Genomic DNA, 18860 nt, shown 5'->3' with positions numbered 1-18860 from the left:
ACCGGATTTTTTCCGCTCTGGCACTCTGAATCTTTCCGTGCAGTAAGAAAGGGCTGGATTAGTTGAGGTCCTTTGCAAAACGCCGGGCGATTTCCAGGTTTCCCTGTGCGTTTACGTGGCAGCAATGATCGATATAGAAATCCTGCTGCAGGATGCCTGAATAATCCTGAAAACAGTCAAGCTCTTGCGCCTTCTCACGGATCAGCGGGTACACTTGTTGGATCTGCGTGGCGTAGGTTTCGTTGTGGCTGAACGGACGGTCGGGCAGGGTATACGGGTTTGGTTGCAAGACACAGGAAAAACGTGCCCCCCGTGAATTGACGATGGCTTCGGTTGCAGCCCAGCTGCTGACGAGGAAATCGGCGACACGCTCGGCATAGGCCGGATCATCACATTGGTTCAGATCGGCAAAGCGCTGGTTGTTATCGCCCGAGCCCAGCTTTTCACTGATCCGGCGGGCCAACCGGTAGGTCGAGGTCGATGATACCAGCCCCCAGATGCCGCTGGACTTCCCACTCAGCTTTTCCTTAATAAACCCTTCGCGCGGATGCCCGTCGGGCGAGTTCAGGCTGAGGCAGTTGTGATAGACGTCATTTACGCCATCAAAAAACACCACGCTGTCGCCGGGTTGGATGCTGTCCAGGGTGTTGAGAAGTCTGTTGAGGCTTTGGCGCGAATTATAGGCTTGTTCCCCGTAGTTGATCGCCGTTTTTCCCGTTAAATTGCTGAAATGAGATGGGATTGTATTCTTGTCGGAAACACTGTGCCCCCACATGGTGGAGCCGCCGAAGAAATGCACCTTGCGGTCTGTTGGCGGATTCGAATTGACGGTGATACGCCGCAGATTTTCATCGATATTCAGCGTCTCGCTTGAGATTTGGGGCGATTGCCATCCCACAAAAGCCTTATAGGGATAGCCCTGAAAGCTCTGAGCGTCGTTTTGGAACTGCCGGGTCTCTTCATCCTGATTGGGATTTTCAGAGGTTTTGGGGGTTTCATTTCCACTGACCATGCCACGGATCGAAAACGCGGCAAACAGGATCACTTCCAGCGCGATCAGAGTGACAATAGTCATGAAAAGAATGAAAAAACTATTTCGGATCAGTGCCATAAACAAACCCTTGGGCGGGACAAACTAACAAACCATCAACTGGCCGGGTCATACACACTTGACAGGCCGCGCATAAGGTGAGTGATCAGGAAATGGATTGCAAGCCAATCCTGAGCGCAAGAAACAGCGCTCAGGAGGGTAGATTGCCCGTACTTGCAAAGGGGTTTTCAGTGAGATTTCCCGTTCGTTGAGTCCGGGATCACTCCCACTCGATCGTTCCAGGCGGTTTCGATGTGATATCATAGGTGCAGCGGTTAATACCCTTCACTTCGTTGATGATCCGCGTGGCGGTTTCGCCCAGGAACTCATGGCTGAACGGATAGTAATCCGCTGTCATGCCGTCGACTGAGGTGACCGCGCGCAGCGCGCAGGCGTAGTCATAGGTCCGGCCATCGCCCATGACGCCAACGGTGCGCACGGGAAGAATGGCAACAAAGGCCTGCCAGATATCATCGTAGAGCCCGTGTTTGCGGATCTGGTCGATGTAGATGGCGTCGGCCTCGCGCAGGATCTCCAGCTTTTCGCGAGTGATCTCACCCGGGCAGCGGATCGCCAGGCCGGGGCCGGGAAAGGGGTGGCGGCCAATAAAGCTGGCGGGCAGACCCAGTTCGCGACCCAAGGCGCGGACCTCATCCTTGAACAGCTCACGCAAGGGTTCAACCAGTTTCAGGCCCATCTTTTCAGGAAGACCGCCCACATTATGATGCGATTTGATCGTCACCGACGGGCCGCCTGAGAAGGAAACGGATTCGATCACATCCGGATACAGAGTTCCCTGCGCCAGGAATTCGGCCCCGTCGATGGTATCGGCATGTTTCTGGAACACGTCGATGAACAGCTTTCCGATGATCTTGCGCTTGGTTTCCGGATCGGACTGACCGTCCAACTCGCCCAGAAACAGTTCGGATTCGTCGGCGTGGATCAACTGAATATTGTAATTGTCGCGGAACATGCCGACGACTTCTTCGGCCTCGTTCTTGCGCAGCAAACCGTGGTCGACGAACACACAGGTTAGCTGATCGCCGATGGCTTCGTGGATCAGAATCGCCGCGACTGAGCTGTCGACGCCGCCGGACAAGCCGCAGATGACCTTTTTGTCGCCAACCTGTTCACGGATCTTGCGGATCATTTCCTCGCGATAGGCCCCCATGGTCCAGTCGCCCTTGAAGCCGGCCAGTTTTACGAAATTTTCGTAGAGTTTTGCGCCCTTGGGGGTGTGATGCACTTCGGGGTGGAACTGGACCGCATAGAAATGGCGATTGGGATCGCCTGTGATCGCGAAAGGTGCGTTGGGCGATGTGCCATAGACCTCAAACCCCGGGGCGATTTCGCTGACATGGTCGCCGTGGCTCATCCAGACCTGTTCATCCCCGTCGGCAAACCAGCCGTCCAGGATGTCCAGTTGTCCATTGGGGGTGACAAAGGCGCGGCCGAATTCGGCTGTACCGTGGCCGCTTTCGACCTTGCCGCCCAGCTGATGCATCATCACCTGCTGGCCATAGCAGATGCCCAGAATTGGAACGCCATATTCGAAAATCTCTTGCGGGGCACGGGGTGATCCATCGCGCGTCACACTGTCGGGACCACCCGAGAAAATCACGGCGCGCGGGGCCATTTTGCGCACAACGTCCATCGTGACATTCTGATAAGGGTGGATTTCGCAATAGACATTCAGCTCGCGCAGGCGGCGTGCAATCAGCTGCGTCACCTGGCTGCCGAAGTCGATGATGAGAAGGCGGTCATGGGTGTTTTGGGTCATATCCGGCTATTAGGTCGCAAGCCTTGTATGTGCAAGCGCTATGACGCCATTTGATACAAAACCGGAATTTGAGCGGGCAGAGGCGCCCGATAGCGCCCGATCAGCGGCGGAGCGGAGCGTCATCCAGTTGGGACATGGCCTCAATGTCGCTTTTCCCCCCAGAGCGCCGTAATCCATATGCTTGCGGGTGCTCAATCCTGTAACACAACGGTCAATCTAAACACATCAGACGGGATTTTCTCATGGCAGAGGCAAACACCCGGCGCAGGGCGAGAGGTGGCGGTGGCGCTGCCCGCCGGGCCGAGCGTACCGCAGTTCGTATCGAAACCGCGAAGTATATCGAACGCAACATTCCGAATTTCGAGATCCTCAACGAAGAAGCGTTGGAGATCATCGAACACAACGCGGAAACCGTGCTGGAAGAGATTGGCGTCAACTTCGTGGACAATCCGGCCGCGCTGGAACGCTGGCGCGATGCAGGTGCGGATATCGATGGCGAACGTGTGCGCATCCCGCGCGGGTTGGCACGGGAGCTGATCAAAACTGCCCCCAGCGAGTTCACCCAACACGCCCGCAACCCCGAGAAATCGGTGGTGATTGGTGGACGCAATCTGGTTCTGGCCCCGGTCTATGGCCCGCCATTTGTGCGGGATGCCCAGGGTGGCCGCCGCTATGCGATCATGGATGACTTCAACAAGTTCGTGAAACTGGCCTATATGTCCAAGTGGCTGCACCATTCGGGCGGCACGGTGTGCGAGCCGACGGATATTCCGGTGAACAAGCGGCATCTGGATATGCTCAAGGCGCATATGACCTTGTCGGACAAGCCGTTTATGGGCTCGGTCACCGATCCCAGCCGGGCGCAGGATTCGGTTGAGATGTGCGAGATTCTGTTCGGCAAGCAGTTCGTGCAGGAAAATACGGTCATGACGTCGCTGACCAACATCAACTCTCCGATGACGTTCGATGATGTGATGATGGGGGCGCTGGAAGTCTACGCACGGAACAATCAGGCCTGCATCATCTCTCCGTTCATCGTCGGCGGTGCGATGGCGCCGGTTTCGGTTGCAGGAACACTGACACAGGTTCTGGCCGAGGTTTTGGCGGGTGTAGCTTATAGCCAGATCATTCGCCCCGGCGCGCCTGCGATCTTTGGTGCCATGGTCACATCCATTGATATGAATTCCGGTGCACCAACATTCGGAACGCCAGAAGCTTCGCACATCACCTATGGTGCGGGCCAGTTGGCGCGGCGTCTCAACTTGCCATACCGTTCGGCCGGTTCGTTCTGCGGGTCGAAACTGCCCGATGCACAGGCTGCTTACGAAACGGCCAACTCATTGAACATGGGTCTGATGTCGGGTGTGAACTTCATGCTGCACGCCTGCGGCTGGCTTGAAGGTGGTCTGGTGGCTGATTTTGAGAAATTCGTCATGGATGCGGATCAATTGGGCGTCCTGCACGGGTTGGCCAAAGGCGTGACCTATGATGAAAACGCCCAAGCCATGGACGCGATCCGCGAGGTTGGTCCGGGCGGTCACTATCTTGGATGCGCACATACGCAGGCCAATTTCAAAGACGCGTTCTGGAAAACCGAAATGCTGGACTACAAGCCGTTCGAGACCTGGCAAGAAGAAGGCGCACGTGATACGCGCGCTTTGGCAACCGCGCGGGTCGATCACTTGCTGGCAAACTATCAGCAGCCGCAGTTGGATCCGGACAAGACTGCTGCCATTGAAGCATTTGTTGCGGAAAAGAAAGCATCCATGCCGGATGCTTTCATCTGAATACTCCAACTACGAGGCGCGGCTGGCCTGATACAGCTGCGCCTCACCCAACAGCGCGATCAGAAGATCCAGATGCCGCACCAGCGAATAGGCGGCATCTTCTTCTTTTCGCTGCGCGTTTACCTCTCGCTCAAGATCCATCAACCGCATAAGCGCCGCGCCTGTGCCGGGCAGCGATCCATAGCCCAGAATGCGCTGCAAATGCCTGTCCCGATTGTAATCCTGCACCCCAAGTTTCGCGGCCCGTGTCAGCAGTCGTGGGCGGCGGAGGGTTGTGATCATGGTCATCAGGTCCTGCATCTTCCGTGTTCCTTTACGCGGTTTTGATTTGGCCTGTTTGTCACACAACCTAAGCGGGTGTTGCTTGTGTTGGGCTCCCTCCGAACGATGGTTTCACGACTGTTTATCTTTTTGAATCAAATCTGGTTCGCGACCGTTGGGGTTAACGAACGAGTAACGAAAGCACCTCTAGTTAGATTTGGTTAACTCAAATTCCGCGGGCGAAAAGTGGCAGTCTGTTTTGTCGACGAGGGCAAATGAATATGGAAAACTACATGGCTTTCACCATTCCGGCTTGGGTGCCCGAAGGGGCGCAGAGATACCTTGCTCATACCGAGACCGGTCGATCGATACGAGATATCGCACGATCCGAGGGATGCCATGCATCAACTATTCTGCGACAAATCCGACGCATTGAAATGCGCCGGGATGACCCGCTTGTGGATGCCGCGCTGCAATCGCTGGCCGAAACGCATTTCTCAATCTCGGATGACCACCGGGCCGGTCAAGGGTCTGATGACGCAGAGAATTTTGATCAGGAAGCGATGCGGATCCTGCGTCGCCTGTGTGAAACCGGATCGGTTCTTGCTGTGGCCGAGGATATGGATAAGGCGGTTGTGGTTCGGGATACGGGCGATGCTGCGGCAACCCGAACGGCTGTTGTTGATTGCAAGATTGCACAGGCGCTTGCGTTGCAGGATTGGATCAGCTGCGACAATCCCGGTCGCATCTCGCGTTACCGGATCTCGGCATCAGGGCGCGCGGCGCTGAACCGTCTGGTGGCCGAGGCGGAAAACAAGGCCCGCGCCAAGAATGAATTTGGAATGGCCGAGGCTCAGATGCCGTTTCAGGCCAAAACCACAACAACTCAGAACGATCGGGCGCGGCGGATTCGCTATTGTGCGGCAGAAAGCCCGCTGGTCGCGCTGGCGCGTCGCCGGGATCGCGATGGCAAGCCGTTTCTGGACGAAACCCTTGTCAGCGCCGGAGAACGCCTGCGCGAGGATTTCGAACTGGCGCAGATTGGGCCTCAGGTCGCGCAGAACTGGGATCGGTTCCTGACGGGTGGTGGCCGGGGCAGTTTTGACAGTAAATCGCATGGCGGGCGCGGGTCTTCGGATGCGCGGGATCGAGTTGCGTGGGCGTTGTCGGATCTGGGGCCGGGGTTGAGCGACGTGGCGCTGCGCTGTTGCTGTTACCTTGAAGGATTGGAAACGGCAGAGAAGCGAATGGGTTGGTCTGCTCGCTCCGGCAAGATCGTTTTGCGCATCGCCTTGCAACGCTTGAAACGCCACTACGAAGATCAGACAGACCGGGATCAGATGATCGGATGATTGTCATATACAACCCTTGCGAAATCGCCTGGTTTTGATAAGCAAGGGTTATGAGTTTTACCCTCAGACAATTGCAGTATTTTCAGGCTGTCGCCGAACAGCGAAACTTTGGTCGTGCTGCTCAGGTCTGCAATGTGTCCCAACCCGCGTTATCGGTTCAGATCAAGGCGCTGGAAGAGACTATGGGCGGTGTCCTGTTTGAAAGACAGGCCCGCGATATTCTGCTGACGCCATTGGGGCGCGATGTGCTGGAGCGCGCGCGCCTGATCCTTGGCGCTGCCGATCGGCTGGATCAGTTTACCCGTGATCATTCAGGCGGTCACAGATCCCTGTCCATTGGTATCATCCCGACGATTGCACCTTATCTTTTGCCTGGCGTTCTGGCCGGTCTGCGTTCGGGCGATGTTTCGCTGCGGGTGCAGATACGTGAGGCCAGAACCGAGCGTCTGTTGGCCTTGCTGCGTGCAGGCGAGATTGATGCGGCTGTGCTGGCCTTGCCAGTTGGTGGTACCGAGTTCCGGGAAACACCTCTGTTTCAGGATCAGTTCCTCTTGGCAGGCAGTGCTGCACGTCTTGAAAAGGTATCGGCCAGCCCGGATATGCTGCGCCCGCTTGATCTGCAATCGGCCCAATTGATGCTGCTGGAAGACGGGCATTGCCTGACCGATCAGGCGCTTGAGGTCTGTGGCCAGGACCGGGGCAGCGGGCAGATTAATATGGGGGCTTCATCCCTGGCGACGTTGTCGCGGTTGGTGGCCGAGGGGTTTGGCTTGACCCTTATGCCTGAACTTGCGGCCCGTGCGGAATCCGAAGCCGTTCCGGGCCTGCGACTGTTGCGGTTCGGCAGCCCTCAGCCTGCACGCACCGTGGGGCTGATCCATCGTGCATCAAGTGGCAAGGCCGATTGGGCCGAAAGGCTGGAACAGGTGATCCGCGATGTGGGTGACCAGATCGTGACGGCCACCCGAACATAAAAGGCCCGCCAAGAGGCGGGCCAGATTGTCATTGATGGGGTTGGCTTAGGCCAGCTCGGGCTCTGCCGCTTGTTCCAGATGTTTCATCAGGTTCTCGGGCGAGGAAACGCCATACGGGTCTTCGGGGCAGTTATCCATCAGGCCGGGTTCTTCGAACCAGGCTTCGACCACACCGTCACTGATGATGGCCGCATAGCGCCAGGACCGCATGCCAAAGCCAAGATTGTCTTTGTCGACCAGCATGCCCATCTTGCGGGTGAATTCACCTGACCCGTCGGGGATGACCGTGACGTTTTCCAGCCCCTGATCCTGTGCCCATTTGTTCATCACAAAGCTGTCGTTGACCGACATGCAGTAGATGGCATCGACGCCCTTGGCGATGAAATCGCCGTAGCCCTTCTCGAAACCTGGCAGTTGGTAGGTCGAGCAGGTCGGCGTGAACGCACCGGGCAGCGAGAACAGGATAACCCGCTTGCCAGCGAAGTAATCCGCTGTGGTGACATCCTGCCAACGATAGGGGTTGGGGCCTTCGATGGCCTCATCCCGGACGCGGGTGTGAAAGGTGACATCAGGCAATTTTGCGCCGGATTTCATGCTGGATCTCCTGTGATTCAAATTGAATTGGCCCGGGATTAAAACAGTTGCCCCGAGCCTTCAATCACAGAAATGCTGCGCTTGCGAATTGTCGCTAACTCCTTCCCTAAAAAGCGAATACTTAGCTCAAATCTGCGTTTACTTTCACCGTATTCTGCGTTTGCGCAATGCACATGCATAGCGGCTATGCAGCGCTGGCGTAACCGGCTTCACTGCACTATGCTAAAGGTACACAAAGTTGACCCAATGCTAGGAAAGCGGCCCGTGCGAGATCTGAAGATTCCAGAACAACGTCACCCGGAAAAAGCCCACCGTCCGGATAACGCGCAGCCGAAAAAACCCAAATGGATTCGTGTGAAGGCGCCCGGTGGTAAAGGCTATGCTGAAACCCATCGGATCATGCGCGAAAACAATCTGGTCACCGTCTGCGAAGAGGCTGGATGCCCCAATGTGGGCGAATGCTGGTCTCAGGGCCACGCCACCATGATGATCATGGGTGAGATTTGTACCCGGGGCTGCACCTTCTGCAACATCGCCACCGGCCGTCCCGACGCGCTGGACGTGTTCGAACCGGGCCGTGTGGCGCATGCGGTTGAGAAATTGGGTCTGAACCACGTGGTGATCACCTCTGTGGATCGGGATGATCTGAAGGATGGCGGTGCCGATCATTTCGCACAGACCATTCGCGCGGTGCGTCATCGCTCGCCCAAGACGACCATCGAAATTCTGACGCCGGACTTCCTGAAATGTGATCCGGAAGTTCTGGAGACTGTGGTGGAATCGAAACCGGATGTGTTCAACCACAATCTGGAAACCGTTCCGGGTCTCTATCCCGAGGTACGCCCCGGTGCGCGGTATTTCCATTCTCTGCGTCTGTTGCAGCGGGTCAAAGAACTGGACCCGTCGATTTTTACCAAATCCGGCATCATGGTTGGGTTAGGCGAAGATAAGCAACAGGTTGCCCAGGTTATGGATGACATGCGCGCAGCCGATATCGATTTCCTGACCATTGGGCAGTATCTACAGCCGACGCCTAAACATCACGCGGTGGATCGTTTCGTGACACCCGAAGAGTTCGAATCCTATGAAAAGGCGGCCTATGGCAAGGGATTCCTGATGGTTTCGGCTACACCGCTGACTCGGTCTTCCTACCATGCCGGTGATGATTTCGCCCGCCTGCGCGCCGCCCGGCAAGAGAAGCTGGGGCAAGCGTGACGCCCGACGATTTGGCGCGGCTCACACAGCTGCGCCACGAACTGCACCAACAGCCCGAACTGTCCGGACAGGAACAGGCCACGGCCGCGCGGATGGTAGGTGAGCTACGGCATGCGGGCGCGGACACGGTGCTAACGGGGCTCGGGGGACATGGCGTTGCCGCTGTCTTCGATGGCGACCAGACAGGTCCTTGCGTTGCGATCCGGTGTGAGTTGGATGGGTTGCCGATACAGGAGCTTTCGGATCTGCCATATCGTTCGCAAGTGCCGGGTAACGGGCACCTCTGTGGCCATGACGGGCATATGATAATGGTCCTGGGCGTAGCGTTGGCCTTGCAACAGAAACGCCCACTGCGCGGACGTGTTGTCCTGATTTTTCAACCCGCGGAAGAAACAGGGCAGGGTGCCGAAGCCTTTCGCGCTGATCCGCGTTTTGCAAAAATCGCACCTGACTATGTGTTTTCGTTGCACAATTTGCCTGGGCTTGCGTTGGGTGCTGTCCAGCTGTGCAAAGGGCCCGCCAATTGCGCCTCGCGTGGGATGCGAATTGGGTTGACGGGCAAAACCTCGCATGCCGCAGCGCCTCAGGATGGGGTGTCCCCGGCAGGTGCGGTATCGGCCCTGATTCCCAAGCTCACGGGTCTTGGTACGGGTGGCGACCTGAGCACGGACTACGCGCTCACGACCATCACCCATGCGCGTTTGGGAGAGCAAACCTTTGGCGTTGCCCCAGGGCAAGCCGAATTGTGGGTGACGTTGCGCACGGTATCTGATCAACGCATGGGTAAACTGGTATCAGACGCCGAAGCGCTGGTGCAAAAGATCGCGCGCTCCGAAGGGCTTAGCGCCTCGATCACTTACGAAGATGTCTTTGAGGCTTGCACCAATCACGCGGAAGCCGTCGATATTTTATCCCATGCATGCGCGGCACAAAACGTTACCTGTGACTTGACCGACCAACCGCAACGATTTTCCGAAGATTTCGGACAGTTTGGCAAAGGTGCGAAAACGGCGATGTACTGGCTTGGGGCGGGGCGCGATCACCCGCAACTCCACAATCCAGACTACGATTTCCCGGATGCCTTGATTCCGGTCGGAACGGGTATCTTCCTGAATGCGATCCGTCAGATTCTGGGCTGAACCCGCAACTTACTCGCCTTCGGTAAACCGAACCTTGCCGATAAACGGCAAGTTTCGATTGCGCTGAGCGTAATCGATCCCATAGCCCACGACGAATTCATCCGGAATTTCAAAGCCAATCCAGTCTGACCGGAAATCCACTTCGCGGCGACTGGGTTTGTCGAGCAACGCAATGGACTTCAATCGAGAGGGCTTGCGGCTTTGAAGCAACTTGGTGACATGGTTCAGTGTGTGACCCGTATCGACGATATCTTCGACCACCAGCACATCACGCCCTTCAATTGCACCGCGCAAGTCTTTGAGAATACGGACTTCCCGACTGCTCTCCATCGCGTCACCATAGGAAGAGGCCTCAAGGAAATCCACCTCGATCGGCAGGTCCAGCTCGCGCACCAGATCGGCGATGAACACGAAACTACCGCGCAACAGTCCGACCACAACCAGCTTGTCGGTATCGCCAAATTCGTCAGAGATTTCCCGACATAGCTCTTCGATCCGCGCCGCGATGGCCTTGGCCGAGATCATCTCATCTATCACATATGCGCGGTCACTCATCGCTGCCCCCTTGATCTTTGGCGCGCAACATACGACATGACGCGCCAATGTCACCTTTTATTGCCTGAATGCCATGCCTATTCACTCGGAAACGCGCCACCTGCCATACACCGCGCAACAGATGTATGATCTGGTCGCGGATGTGGCCCAGTATCCGCAGTTTTTGCCCTGGTGCGCAGCAGCCCGTATTCGCAAAACTTATGCTATGGGTGAGGCCGAGGTGATGGAGGCCGATCTGGTCATCTCGTTCAAAGTGTTCCGCGAACGGTTTGGCAGCCGGGTGACTCTGTATCCGGACCAAAAGAAGATAGATACCGAATATCTGGATGGCCCGTTCAAATACATGAAATCCGATTGGCAGTTCGAGGACGCGCCCGAAGGTGGGTGCAATATCTCATTCCACGTGGATTTCGAGTTCAAGAACGCCATCCTGCAAGGCATCATCGGCGTTGTTTTTAACGAAGCCATGCAGCGCATCGTACGCGCCTTCGAAGCGCGCGCCGCCGCGCTTTACAGCTAAGGCTTTACCCGCGCTTGGCGCACGCTAGACTGCGCCTTATGTCAGATTTTACCTCAACACTGGCTGCATTTGCCGCAGGCCCGATCACGACCACCGCGCAGGCGCGGATCGTCACATCGCTTTCTGTTCTGGACTGGGTCGCCGTTGGCCGGGCTGGTATTAACGAGCCCGTTGCGACGATCGTCCGGGACATGGCTATGGACGAGGCGGGTGCAGTGCAGGCGCATCTGTTCGGTGGCGGCGGCGCCCCCTTGCGTACTGCGGCTTTGGTCAATGGTACGGTGTCCCATGCGCTGGATTATGACGACACCCATTTTGCCCATATCGGCCATCCGTCTGTGGCGGTCCTGCCTGCAGCGTTGGCCGCGTCTGAGTGGGATGATCGTATCCTGGTCGATCTTCTCGAAGCAGCCCTAGTTGGGATGGAAACGTCAATTCGTATTGGGCTGTGGTTGGGCCGTGGTCACTATCAGACCGGGTTTCATCAAACGGCCACAGCTGGGGCTTTCGGGGCCGCGGTTGCCGTCGGGCGTATTCTGGGGTTCAGCGCGGATCAGATGCGGCAGGTAATGGGCCTGACTGCGACCCGCGCGGCGGGCCTTAAGGCGCAATTCGGGACAATGGGAAAACCCTATAATGCAGGGATGGCCTCTGCCTCGGGTGTCGAGGCTGCGCTTCTGATCCACAAGGGGTTTGTGCCGAGCGCGGATGCATTGGACGGCCCGTTAGGCTTTGGCGCGACCCATCACGGGGCTGCCGACGCCGCCGCAGCTCTGGACGGGCTCGGAGATGAGTGGGTGTTCGAATCGGTCAGCCACAAGTTTCACGCCTGTTGTCATGGACTGCACGCGGCGCTTGAGGCGGCACGCAATCTGGATATTGCCGAACCGGAAGTAGCCGAGATCAAGGTCAAAACGCATCCGCGTTGGATGAGCGTCTGTAACCAGATGTCGCCGACCACAGGGCTGGAAGCCAAGTTTTCTTACCGTGCCGTGATCGCCATGCAGGCGCTTGGCTATGACACCGCGCTGCCCGGAAGCTACTCTCAGAAAGTCTGCGCTGACCCGCGTGTCAAATCGCTGCAGGACCGTATCGTGGTCGAAGCAGATGAGGCCTTGTCCGAGACGCAAACCCGGCTGACCCTGCTGCGCCGTGATGGGGCGCGGCTTGAGGCAACGCATGACCTGATGACCCCGATATCTCTGCCGGATCGCGAGGACCGGGTGCGCGCCAAAGCGTCCAAGCTGATCGGCGCGGATGAGGCGGACGCGATCTGGTCGATGCTGCGCACCGGAGGCCGCGCCCGCGATCTGGCTGCAAAACTGGCGGGTTAAACCACGCGCCAGTGCAACGGGAAGCCGGGATCGAACACCGTAACTGGGCCGTCTTCAGTTTCGATCTTTTCGGGATAGTCGACCGGGTCGCCTTTGGCCAATGTGATGGTGCCTTCATTCACCGGCAGGCCATAGAAGGCGGGTCCGTTCAGCGAGACAAACCCTTCCAACTTGTCCATGGCCCCTTCACGGTCGAACATTTCAGCCACCAGTGACATTGTGTTGGTCGCGGTGAAACACCCTGCACAACCACAGGCCATTTCTTTGTTGTCGTCCGTATGCGGCGCACTGTCGGTGCCCAGGAAATACCGCGGATCACCAGAGGTCGCGGCTTTAAGCAGGTCAAGCCGATGCTCCTCACGTTTGGCAACCGGAAGGCAGTAATAGTGCGGTTTGATCCCGCCCACCAGAATGTGATTGCGGTTGATGATCAGGTGATGCGCGGTGATCGTAGCGCCCAGATCAGTGTCATTGGCTTTGACATATTGAACGCCGTCGCGGGTTGTGATGTGCTCCATCACCACGCGCAGGCCCGGCGTGGCCTTGCGGATTGGGTCAAGCACACGGTCGATGAACACCGCCTCACGGTCAAAGATGTCGATCTCGGCGTCTGTGACCTCGCCATGTACACACAGCGGCAGACTGATCTCGGCCATTCTCTCCAGCACCGGGCGAACCTTGTCGAAATCTCGCACGCCCGAGGCCGAGTTGGTCGTTGCGCCCGCCGGGTAGAGTTTCACGGCCTTGACCAACCCGCTGGCATGGGCCGCGGCCAGATCGTCCGGGTCCGTATCTTCGGTCAGATACAGGGTCATCAGCGGCTCGAAACTCATGCCGTCGGGCAGCGCGGCCAGAATGCGATCCCGATAGGCGGCAGCCAGCGCGCCCGTAACAATCGGGGGCACCAAGTTGGGCATAATGATCGCACGCTCAAAATGGCGCGCGGTTTCGGGCAGGACGGCTTTCAGCATCGCGCCATCGCGCAGATGCAAATGCCAGTCGTCGGGGCGGCGGATCGTGATGCTCTCGGTCATGACGCTCGGCTAACATAGCGTGGGCCGCTGTGAAAGAGGCTGGAATGCGACTAAGGGACCATATCAGGCCGGGTTGACGACCGGCGCCGAGCGTGACCTTTTGGTCGAACGGAGGGATGCCATGTCAAAGATGCAATCGATTGATGCGGTTCAGACCATTTTGGGAGAGCAGGGTTATGTCTGCGGACGTGCTTTGGCGACTGTGGTGTTCTTATCGCTAAAACTGGGACGCCCCCTGTTTCTGGAAGGCGAAGCTGGGGTCGGCAAGACCGAGATTGCCAAGGCGCTGGCCGCCGGATTGAACCGCCGCCTGATCCGTCTGCAGTGTTACGAGGGGCTGGATGCGTCCTCGGCTGTCTATGAATGGAACTTCCCGGCGCAGATGGTTGCGATCCGCACGGCCGAGGCTGCCGGGGGTGCAGATCGAAACGCGCTGCAAACCGAACTGTTCTCAGATGAGTATCTGATCGAACGGCCCCTTCTTCAAGCCATGCGCCCCGATGAACACGGCGCGCCGGTTTTGCTGATCGACGAGTTGGATCGCACCGACGAGCCGTTCGAGGCTTTCCTTCTCGAAGCACTCAGCGATTTTCAGGTCACGATCCCCGAACTCGGCACCGTCAAGGCTCCCGAACCACCCATCGTCATCGTTACTTCGAACCGCACCCGAGAAGTGCATGACGCCCTGAAGCGCCGTTGTCTGTATCACTGGGTCGACTACCCTGATTTCAATCGTGAGATTGAAATTCTACACGCCCGCGCGCCCGAAGCCGCTGAGGCCCTTAGCCGCGAGGTTGTGGCCTTTGTTCAGCGTCTGCGCACCGAAGACCTGTTCAAGAAACCCGGCGTGGCCGAGACGATCGACTGGGCCAAATGCCTGTTGGCTCTGGACGTCATCAACCTCAGCCCCGAGGTGATCGGCGACACGCTGGGCGCGATCCTGAAATATCAGGATGACATCCAGAAACTGCAGGGATCCGAGGCGAAACGCATTCTGGATGAAGCCAAAGCAGATCTCGAACCCGCCTGATGCTTCTTCTGTTCAAAAATACCTCGGGGGTTTGGGGGCAGAGCCCCCATCAACGGTAATGGCTGAACAACTCCCGCTCGATATCCCCGAAGACCCGAAGCTGGCGCAAAACATCACGCATTTTGCGCGGGCCTTGCGCAAAGCGGGGTTGCCGATCGGGACCGGGCGGGTGGTGGATGCGATCCGCGCCGTGCAGGCTGCCGGTTTTACCCAAAGGCAGGATTTCTACTGGACCCTGCACGCCTGCTTTGTGAACCGGCCCGAACATCGCACCGTTTTTGCGCAGGTCTTTCGCCTCTACTGGCGCGACCCGCGATATCTGGAGCATATGATGTCCATGATGCTGCCTGCCATTCGCGGAGTGCAGGAAGAACGCAAAGCGGACGCTGCCGAAAAACGGGCGGCAGAGGCGTTGCTGGATGGGGTTGAGCGCGACCAGCCTGAAAGCGCCAGCGATGAAGGGGAAACCGAGCTCGACATTGATGCGTCACAAACCGCGTCCTCCGAAGAACGCCTGCGCAGCCTGGATTTTGAACAGATGAGCACTGCCGAGACTGCCCAGGCCAAACGCCTTCTGTCGCGTCTTAGCCTTCCGGTCAAACCGATTGCAAGCCGTCGAGGGCAAGCCAGCCTCTTGGGTCATCGCATAGATCGCGCCAGAACCTTGCGTGCAGCCATGCGACAGGGGGGTGAGCTGCGAGATATTGCACACCAGAAACCCAAGCCTCGCTGGCCCAATCTGGTTGTGCTTTGCGACATTTCCGGGTCAATGAGCCAGTACTCCCGCCTGATCCTGCACTTCCTGCACACGGTTTCGAATGCCAAAGGGGCTGGTTGGGCCAAGGTGCATGCCTTTACCTTTGGTACGCGGCTCACCAATATCACCCGGCATCTGCAGCAACGTGACGTGGATGCCGCCCTGGCCGCGGCGGGGGGCGAGGCGCAGGATTGGGAAGGCGGCACACGGATCGGAGAGTGCCTGCACGCGTTCAACCGCGACTGGTCGCGCCGGGTGATGGGGCAGGGTGCAGTAGTTCTGCTGATCTCGGACGGGCTGGATCGGGGTGACGCAGAAGCGTTGGCAAAAGAAACCGAACGGTTGCACCTGTCTGCGCGCCGCCTGATCTGGCTCAATCCACTGCTGCGCTGGGATGGGTTTGCGCCCAAGGCGCAGGGCGTGGCCGCGATGTTGCCTCATGTTGATAGTTTTCGCGCCGGGCATTCGATTGCGTCGCTGGAAGATCTGGCCAAAGTCATCTCGGACCCCGATGATGGGGGTGAGAAAGCGCGGCTTATGTCCGCGCTTTCAGGTTAGGGTCTAGCCGAGTTGTTTCGCGTTGCACTCTCGCGCCATTTCCATGGCCTTGTACGTGCCTGTCAGATCGACGGTGAAGGCGAATTCCTTTTCAGGAAACACGATCATCACCTGCTTCTTCGCGATGTCTTCGGCGAACTGAGGGTCATCAGACAGGACATACCCGCCGGAATAGCCCTTGGTGATATTGCCCTTCATGCCCGTGGCTTCGCCCAGATACAGGTTGTCGCCCAGAAGGATTGCCACGGCTTCTTTCTCGCCGCGTTTGATGTTTGTCTTGGCCTTGGTGAACACACCAACATAGCCAACGCCGCGATCTTCGGTCAGTCCCATCTGGACCACATTTTCAGCGTCATCAATGGCTTCGATCAGGCAGGATTTGCGCTCATTATCGATGAAGACTTTCCAGCCCTCGACCTCACCATAGCGTTCATATGTATCCGCAGAGGCTGTGGTTGCAGCCAACATGCCGATTGCGGCGCCGAGTGTAAGAATGCGTTTCAATTCTGTGTCTCCGTTCTGAAATTTTGGGGGTCTGCCGGATTTGATTCCAAGCATGATGACAGATTAGAAGCCGGGCGGGATAGGATCAATCTGATATCACAGCAACCCGCCTACGCTTTTCTTTGTATCATGGCTCACTATGTTGAACCGATACACCGCAGGAGGCTCTGATGCAGAGATTCGACAACAGCCCTGAAACAGCTCTGGACTGGTATCGCAGCGGGCGCGGTGCGGCCCTTGCAACTGTCGTTGAAACCTGGGGCAGTGCGCCGCGTCGCATAGGAGCGCAGTTGGTCATCGGTGGCGATGGCCGGATCGAAGGCTCTGTCTCGGGTGGCTGCGTCGAAGGCGCTGTGATTGTCGAGGCATTGGAAGCTATCGACGAGGGTGAGGCACGCCTATTGGAATTTGGTGTCAGCGACGAGGACGCCTTTGCCGTCGGTCTCGCTTGCGGCGGCACCATCAGGGTTCTGGTCGAGCCGGTGGGCGAGGTTTTGCCCGAACCCATGCTGGCCGAACTGGTCTCCGCACGGGCAGCGCGCGAGCCCTTGGCCTATGAGGTCAATATCGACAGCGGCCACCGGTCCCTGCGGCGCAACAAATATCCCGACCGTTTGCGCATGGACCGGTCGGGTTTCGAAGAAGATGGCAAAACCTTTGTTGCCGTCCACAATCCGCCGCTTCGGCTGATCGTCGTCGGCGCGGTTCACATCGCGCAGGCGCTTGTGCCGATGGCTCGGATCGCCGGATATGATCCCGCAATTGTCGACCCGCGTGAGGCTTTCGCATCTGACGCCCGCTTTCCTGGCGAGACTATTCTCACGGATTGGCCGGATGAGGCCGTTGCCAAGCTGGGATTGGATACGCGTACCGCCGTCGTGTTGCTGACCCATGACCCGAAGCTGGATGACCCGGCACTGCAAGCCGCGCTTGAGGCGAATGTGTTCTATATCGGCGCGCTGGGTTCGACCCGGACCCATGCGAAACGGGTCGCGCGGATGCAAGCCGCCGGGTTCACCGACGCACAGATCGCTCTGATCCATGGCCCTATCGGTCTGGATATCGGGGCGTCTGATCCATCAGAGATTGCAGTGGCCATTCTGGCCCAGATGACGGCTGTTCTGCGGGGCAGGGCATGAAGTTTGGCCCAATGCCCGTTGATCAGGCTAAAGGAGCGATTCTTGCGCATTCAGTATCAGCGAACGGGCGCAAACTGCGCAAGGGATTGACCCTATCAGCTGATCACATTGCGGAACTGACCCAAGCCGGGTTGATCGAAGTCACCGTCGCGCGACTGGATCCCGACGATTGCCATGAGGACGAGGCGGCTGGTCTTTTGGCGCACGCTTTGGTCCCAGATGCAGAAGCCGCCAATCTGCGGATCACCGAAGCATTTACCGGGCGTGTGAACCTTTTGGCTGATGGTCCGGGCATCGTGATCCTAGATGTCGAAGCGCTGGAACAATTCAATCGGGTCAACCCGATGATCACCGTCGCCACTGTGCCTCAGCACCAGCAGATGAGCGATGGGGGTATGGTCGCGACGATCAAGATCATCTCCTATGCGGTTCCCGAGGCTGACGTTCGATACGCTGCAAGCTTTGCGCAAGGCGCAGTTCGGCTGATTGCACCGGTCCACCGAACCGCAGGCCTGATCGTGACCGATATTCCCGGCGGTCCGCCCAATGAGAAAGGCATTGCAGCCATAAAAGGCCGCGTCGAGTTGTTGGGAATGGAGCTGAGCGATGTGCAGATCGTCCCCCATGATACCGGTCGGATTGCTACGGCAATTTCCCAGATGCAAAGTGATCTGCTGATGATCCTGACCGCCTCGGCTACATCGGATGTGGATGATGTGGCGCCATCAGCTATTCGTGAGGCCGGAGGGGTGGTGGATCGGTTCGGTATGCCGGTCGATCCGGGAAACCTGTTGTTTCTGGGGGCTTTGGGCGAACGCCCGGTGATCGGGCTGCCGGGCTGTGCGCGGTCTCCGGCGCTGAACGGTGCCGATTGGGTGTTGTCCCGTGTGGCCTGCGGTATCGAAACCACCGGCGCCGACATCGCTGCCATGGGGGTGGGGGGATTGCTCAAGGAAATCCCGACGCGGCCGCAACCCCGTGCGCAGCGTAAACTGTGATGCTTTGGTGTTTTGATCGCTTGCCCTGCCGCACTAAACCGTGACTGTTGGGCGAGAGGGGATGCGTTAAACGCGACAAGTTTTTTGTTCTCAAACAGTATTTCCCGTGCTTAACTTGTTCATAGGGAGAACAATCAAACCGGGAGGAACTCATGACACAGGTCTCGATGACCGTGAACGGTACTGCTGTGATCGGGGAGGTTGAGGGTCGGACGTTGTTGTCTGGTTTTCTGCGCGAT

General features: G+C 57.8%; 18 protein-coding genes and 1 pseudogene. 12 read left to right on the top strand and 7 right to left on the bottom strand.

The features are described 5' to 3' along the window. Positions 1-58: 58 nt before the first annotated feature. Both AC2FFE_RS06785 and guaA read right to left on the bottom strand, forming a co-directional pair. On the bottom strand, positions 59-1111 hold the full coding sequence (locus AC2FFE_RS06785) for an SGNH/GDSL hydrolase family protein (protein ID WP_496846246.1): 1053 nt from the start codon (positions 1109-1111) through the stop codon (positions 59-61). 199 nt (positions 1112-1310) lie between these two features. Further along, positions 1311-2870, bottom strand: a complete 1560-nt coding sequence (guaA, locus tag AC2FFE_RS06780; protein WP_496846245.1) for a glutamine-hydrolyzing GMP synthase — start codon at positions 2868-2870, stop codon at positions 1311-1313. 242 nt (positions 2871-3112) lie between these two features. Here guaA and AC2FFE_RS06775 point away from each other — a divergent pair, with 242 nt between their 5' ends. Then, positions 3113-4657, top strand: a complete 1545-nt coding sequence (locus AC2FFE_RS06775) for a trimethylamine methyltransferase family protein (protein ID WP_496846244.1) — start codon at positions 3113-3115, stop codon at positions 4655-4657. Positions 4658-4666: 9 nt separating this feature from the next. Here the strand turns inward: AC2FFE_RS06775 and AC2FFE_RS06770 are convergent, their stop codons facing one another. Next, positions 4667-4957: a DUF6477 family protein gene (locus AC2FFE_RS06770; RefSeq protein ID WP_496846243.1), complete on the bottom strand. Its 291-nt coding sequence runs from the start codon at positions 4955-4957 to the stop codon at positions 4667-4669. 242 nt (positions 4958-5199) lie between these two features. Between AC2FFE_RS06770 and AC2FFE_RS06765 the strand changes: the two genes are divergently transcribed. Further along, positions 5200-6270, top strand: a complete 1071-nt coding sequence (locus AC2FFE_RS06765) for a DUF6456 domain-containing protein (RefSeq protein ID WP_496846242.1) — start codon at positions 5200-5202, stop codon at positions 6268-6270. Between the two features lie 50 nt (positions 6271-6320). After that, on the top strand, positions 6321-7244 hold the full coding sequence (locus tag AC2FFE_RS06760; RefSeq protein ID WP_496846241.1) for a hydrogen peroxide-inducible genes activator: 924 nt from the start codon (positions 6321-6323) through the stop codon (positions 7242-7244). 45 nt (positions 7245-7289) lie between these two features. On the opposite strand, the gene AC2FFE_RS06755 is transcribed toward AC2FFE_RS06760, so the two are convergent. Continuing rightward, positions 7290-7838 carry a peroxiredoxin gene (locus tag AC2FFE_RS06755; RefSeq protein WP_496846240.1) on the bottom strand — a complete coding sequence of 183 codons (549 nt, stop codon included), beginning with the start codon at positions 7836-7838 and terminating at the stop codon, positions 7290-7292. Between the two features lie 264 nt (positions 7839-8102). Between AC2FFE_RS06755 and lipA the strand changes: the two genes are divergently transcribed. Further along, positions 8103-9053, top strand: a complete 951-nt coding sequence (lipA, locus tag AC2FFE_RS06750) for a lipoyl synthase (RefSeq protein WP_480498046.1) — start codon at positions 8103-8105, stop codon at positions 9051-9053. Then, entirely contained in the window at positions 9050-10192 is a 1143-nt protein-coding gene (locus tag AC2FFE_RS06745) for an amidohydrolase (protein ID WP_496846239.1), read from the top strand. The genes lipA and AC2FFE_RS06745 overlap by 4 nt, the downstream gene beginning before the upstream one ends. 9 nt (positions 10193-10201) lie before the next feature. Here AC2FFE_RS06745 and hpt read toward each other — a convergent pair whose 3' ends face one another. Beyond that, positions 10202-10747, bottom strand: a complete 546-nt coding sequence (gene hpt / locus AC2FFE_RS06740) for a hypoxanthine phosphoribosyltransferase (protein ID WP_480826952.1) — start codon at positions 10745-10747, stop codon at positions 10202-10204. Positions 10748-10820: 73 nt separating this feature from the next. On the opposite strand from hpt, the gene AC2FFE_RS06735 reads away from it, so the two are divergent. Together AC2FFE_RS06735 and AC2FFE_RS06730 are read left to right on the top strand one after the other, a co-directional pair. Beyond that, on the top strand, positions 10821-11267 hold the full coding sequence (locus tag AC2FFE_RS06735; RefSeq protein WP_496817703.1) for a type II toxin-antitoxin system RatA family toxin: 447 nt from the start codon (positions 10821-10823) through the stop codon (positions 11265-11267). Between the two features lie 38 nt (positions 11268-11305). After that, entirely contained in the window at positions 11306-12601 is a 1296-nt protein-coding gene (locus AC2FFE_RS06730) for an MmgE/PrpD family protein (protein ID WP_496846238.1), read from the top strand. On the opposite strand, the gene pyrC is transcribed toward AC2FFE_RS06730, so the two are convergent. Then, positions 12598-13635, bottom strand: coding sequence for a dihydroorotase (gene pyrC, locus AC2FFE_RS06725; RefSeq protein ID WP_496846237.1), 1038 nt, complete (start codon positions 13633-13635; stop codon positions 12598-12600). The genes AC2FFE_RS06730 and pyrC overlap by 4 nt on opposite strands. A gap of 121 nt (positions 13636-13756) precedes the next feature. Here pyrC and AC2FFE_RS06720 point away from each other — a divergent pair, with 121 nt between their 5' ends. After that, positions 13757-14665, top strand: a complete 909-nt coding sequence (locus tag AC2FFE_RS06720; protein WP_496846236.1) for an AAA family ATPase — start codon at positions 13757-13759, stop codon at positions 14663-14665. A 58-nt stretch (positions 14666-14723) separates the two neighbouring features. Beyond that, positions 14724-15980: a vWA domain-containing protein gene (locus tag AC2FFE_RS06715; RefSeq protein ID WP_496817708.1), complete on the top strand. Its 1257-nt coding sequence runs from the start codon at positions 14724-14726 to the stop codon at positions 15978-15980. Between the two features lie 3 nt (positions 15981-15983). Here AC2FFE_RS06715 and AC2FFE_RS06710 read toward each other — a convergent pair whose 3' ends face one another. Beyond that, a complete protein-coding gene (locus tag AC2FFE_RS06710) occupies positions 15984-16484 on the bottom strand; it encodes a hypothetical protein (protein WP_496817710.1) in 501 nt (166 codons plus the stop codon). Positions 16485-16654: 170 nt separating this feature from the next. On the opposite strand from AC2FFE_RS06710, the gene AC2FFE_RS06705 reads away from it, so the two are divergent. The 3 genes and pseudogenes from AC2FFE_RS06705 to AC2FFE_RS06695 all read left to right on the top strand — a co-directional run. Beyond that, positions 16655-17623, top strand: coding sequence for an XdhC family protein (locus tag AC2FFE_RS06705; protein ID WP_496817711.1), 969 nt, complete (start codon positions 16655-16657; stop codon positions 17621-17623). Next, the gene (locus tag AC2FFE_RS06700; protein ID WP_496817712.1) at positions 17620-18621 is read left to right on the top strand and encodes a molybdopterin-binding protein; all 1002 of its coding nucleotides are present in this window, start codon (positions 17620-17622) and stop codon (positions 18619-18621) included. Before AC2FFE_RS06705 ends, AC2FFE_RS06700 begins: the two co-directional genes overlap by 4 nt. Positions 18622-18773: 152 nt before the next feature. After that, positions 18774-18860, top strand: a pseudogene (locus tag AC2FFE_RS06695) ((2Fe-2S)-binding protein); the annotation flags it as partial.

It is taken from the genome of Ruegeria sp. YTSA168 (genome assembly GCF_059610045.1).
Note: the sequence above shows the minus strand (reverse complement) of the source record. Positions and strands in the feature narration are given on the sequence as shown.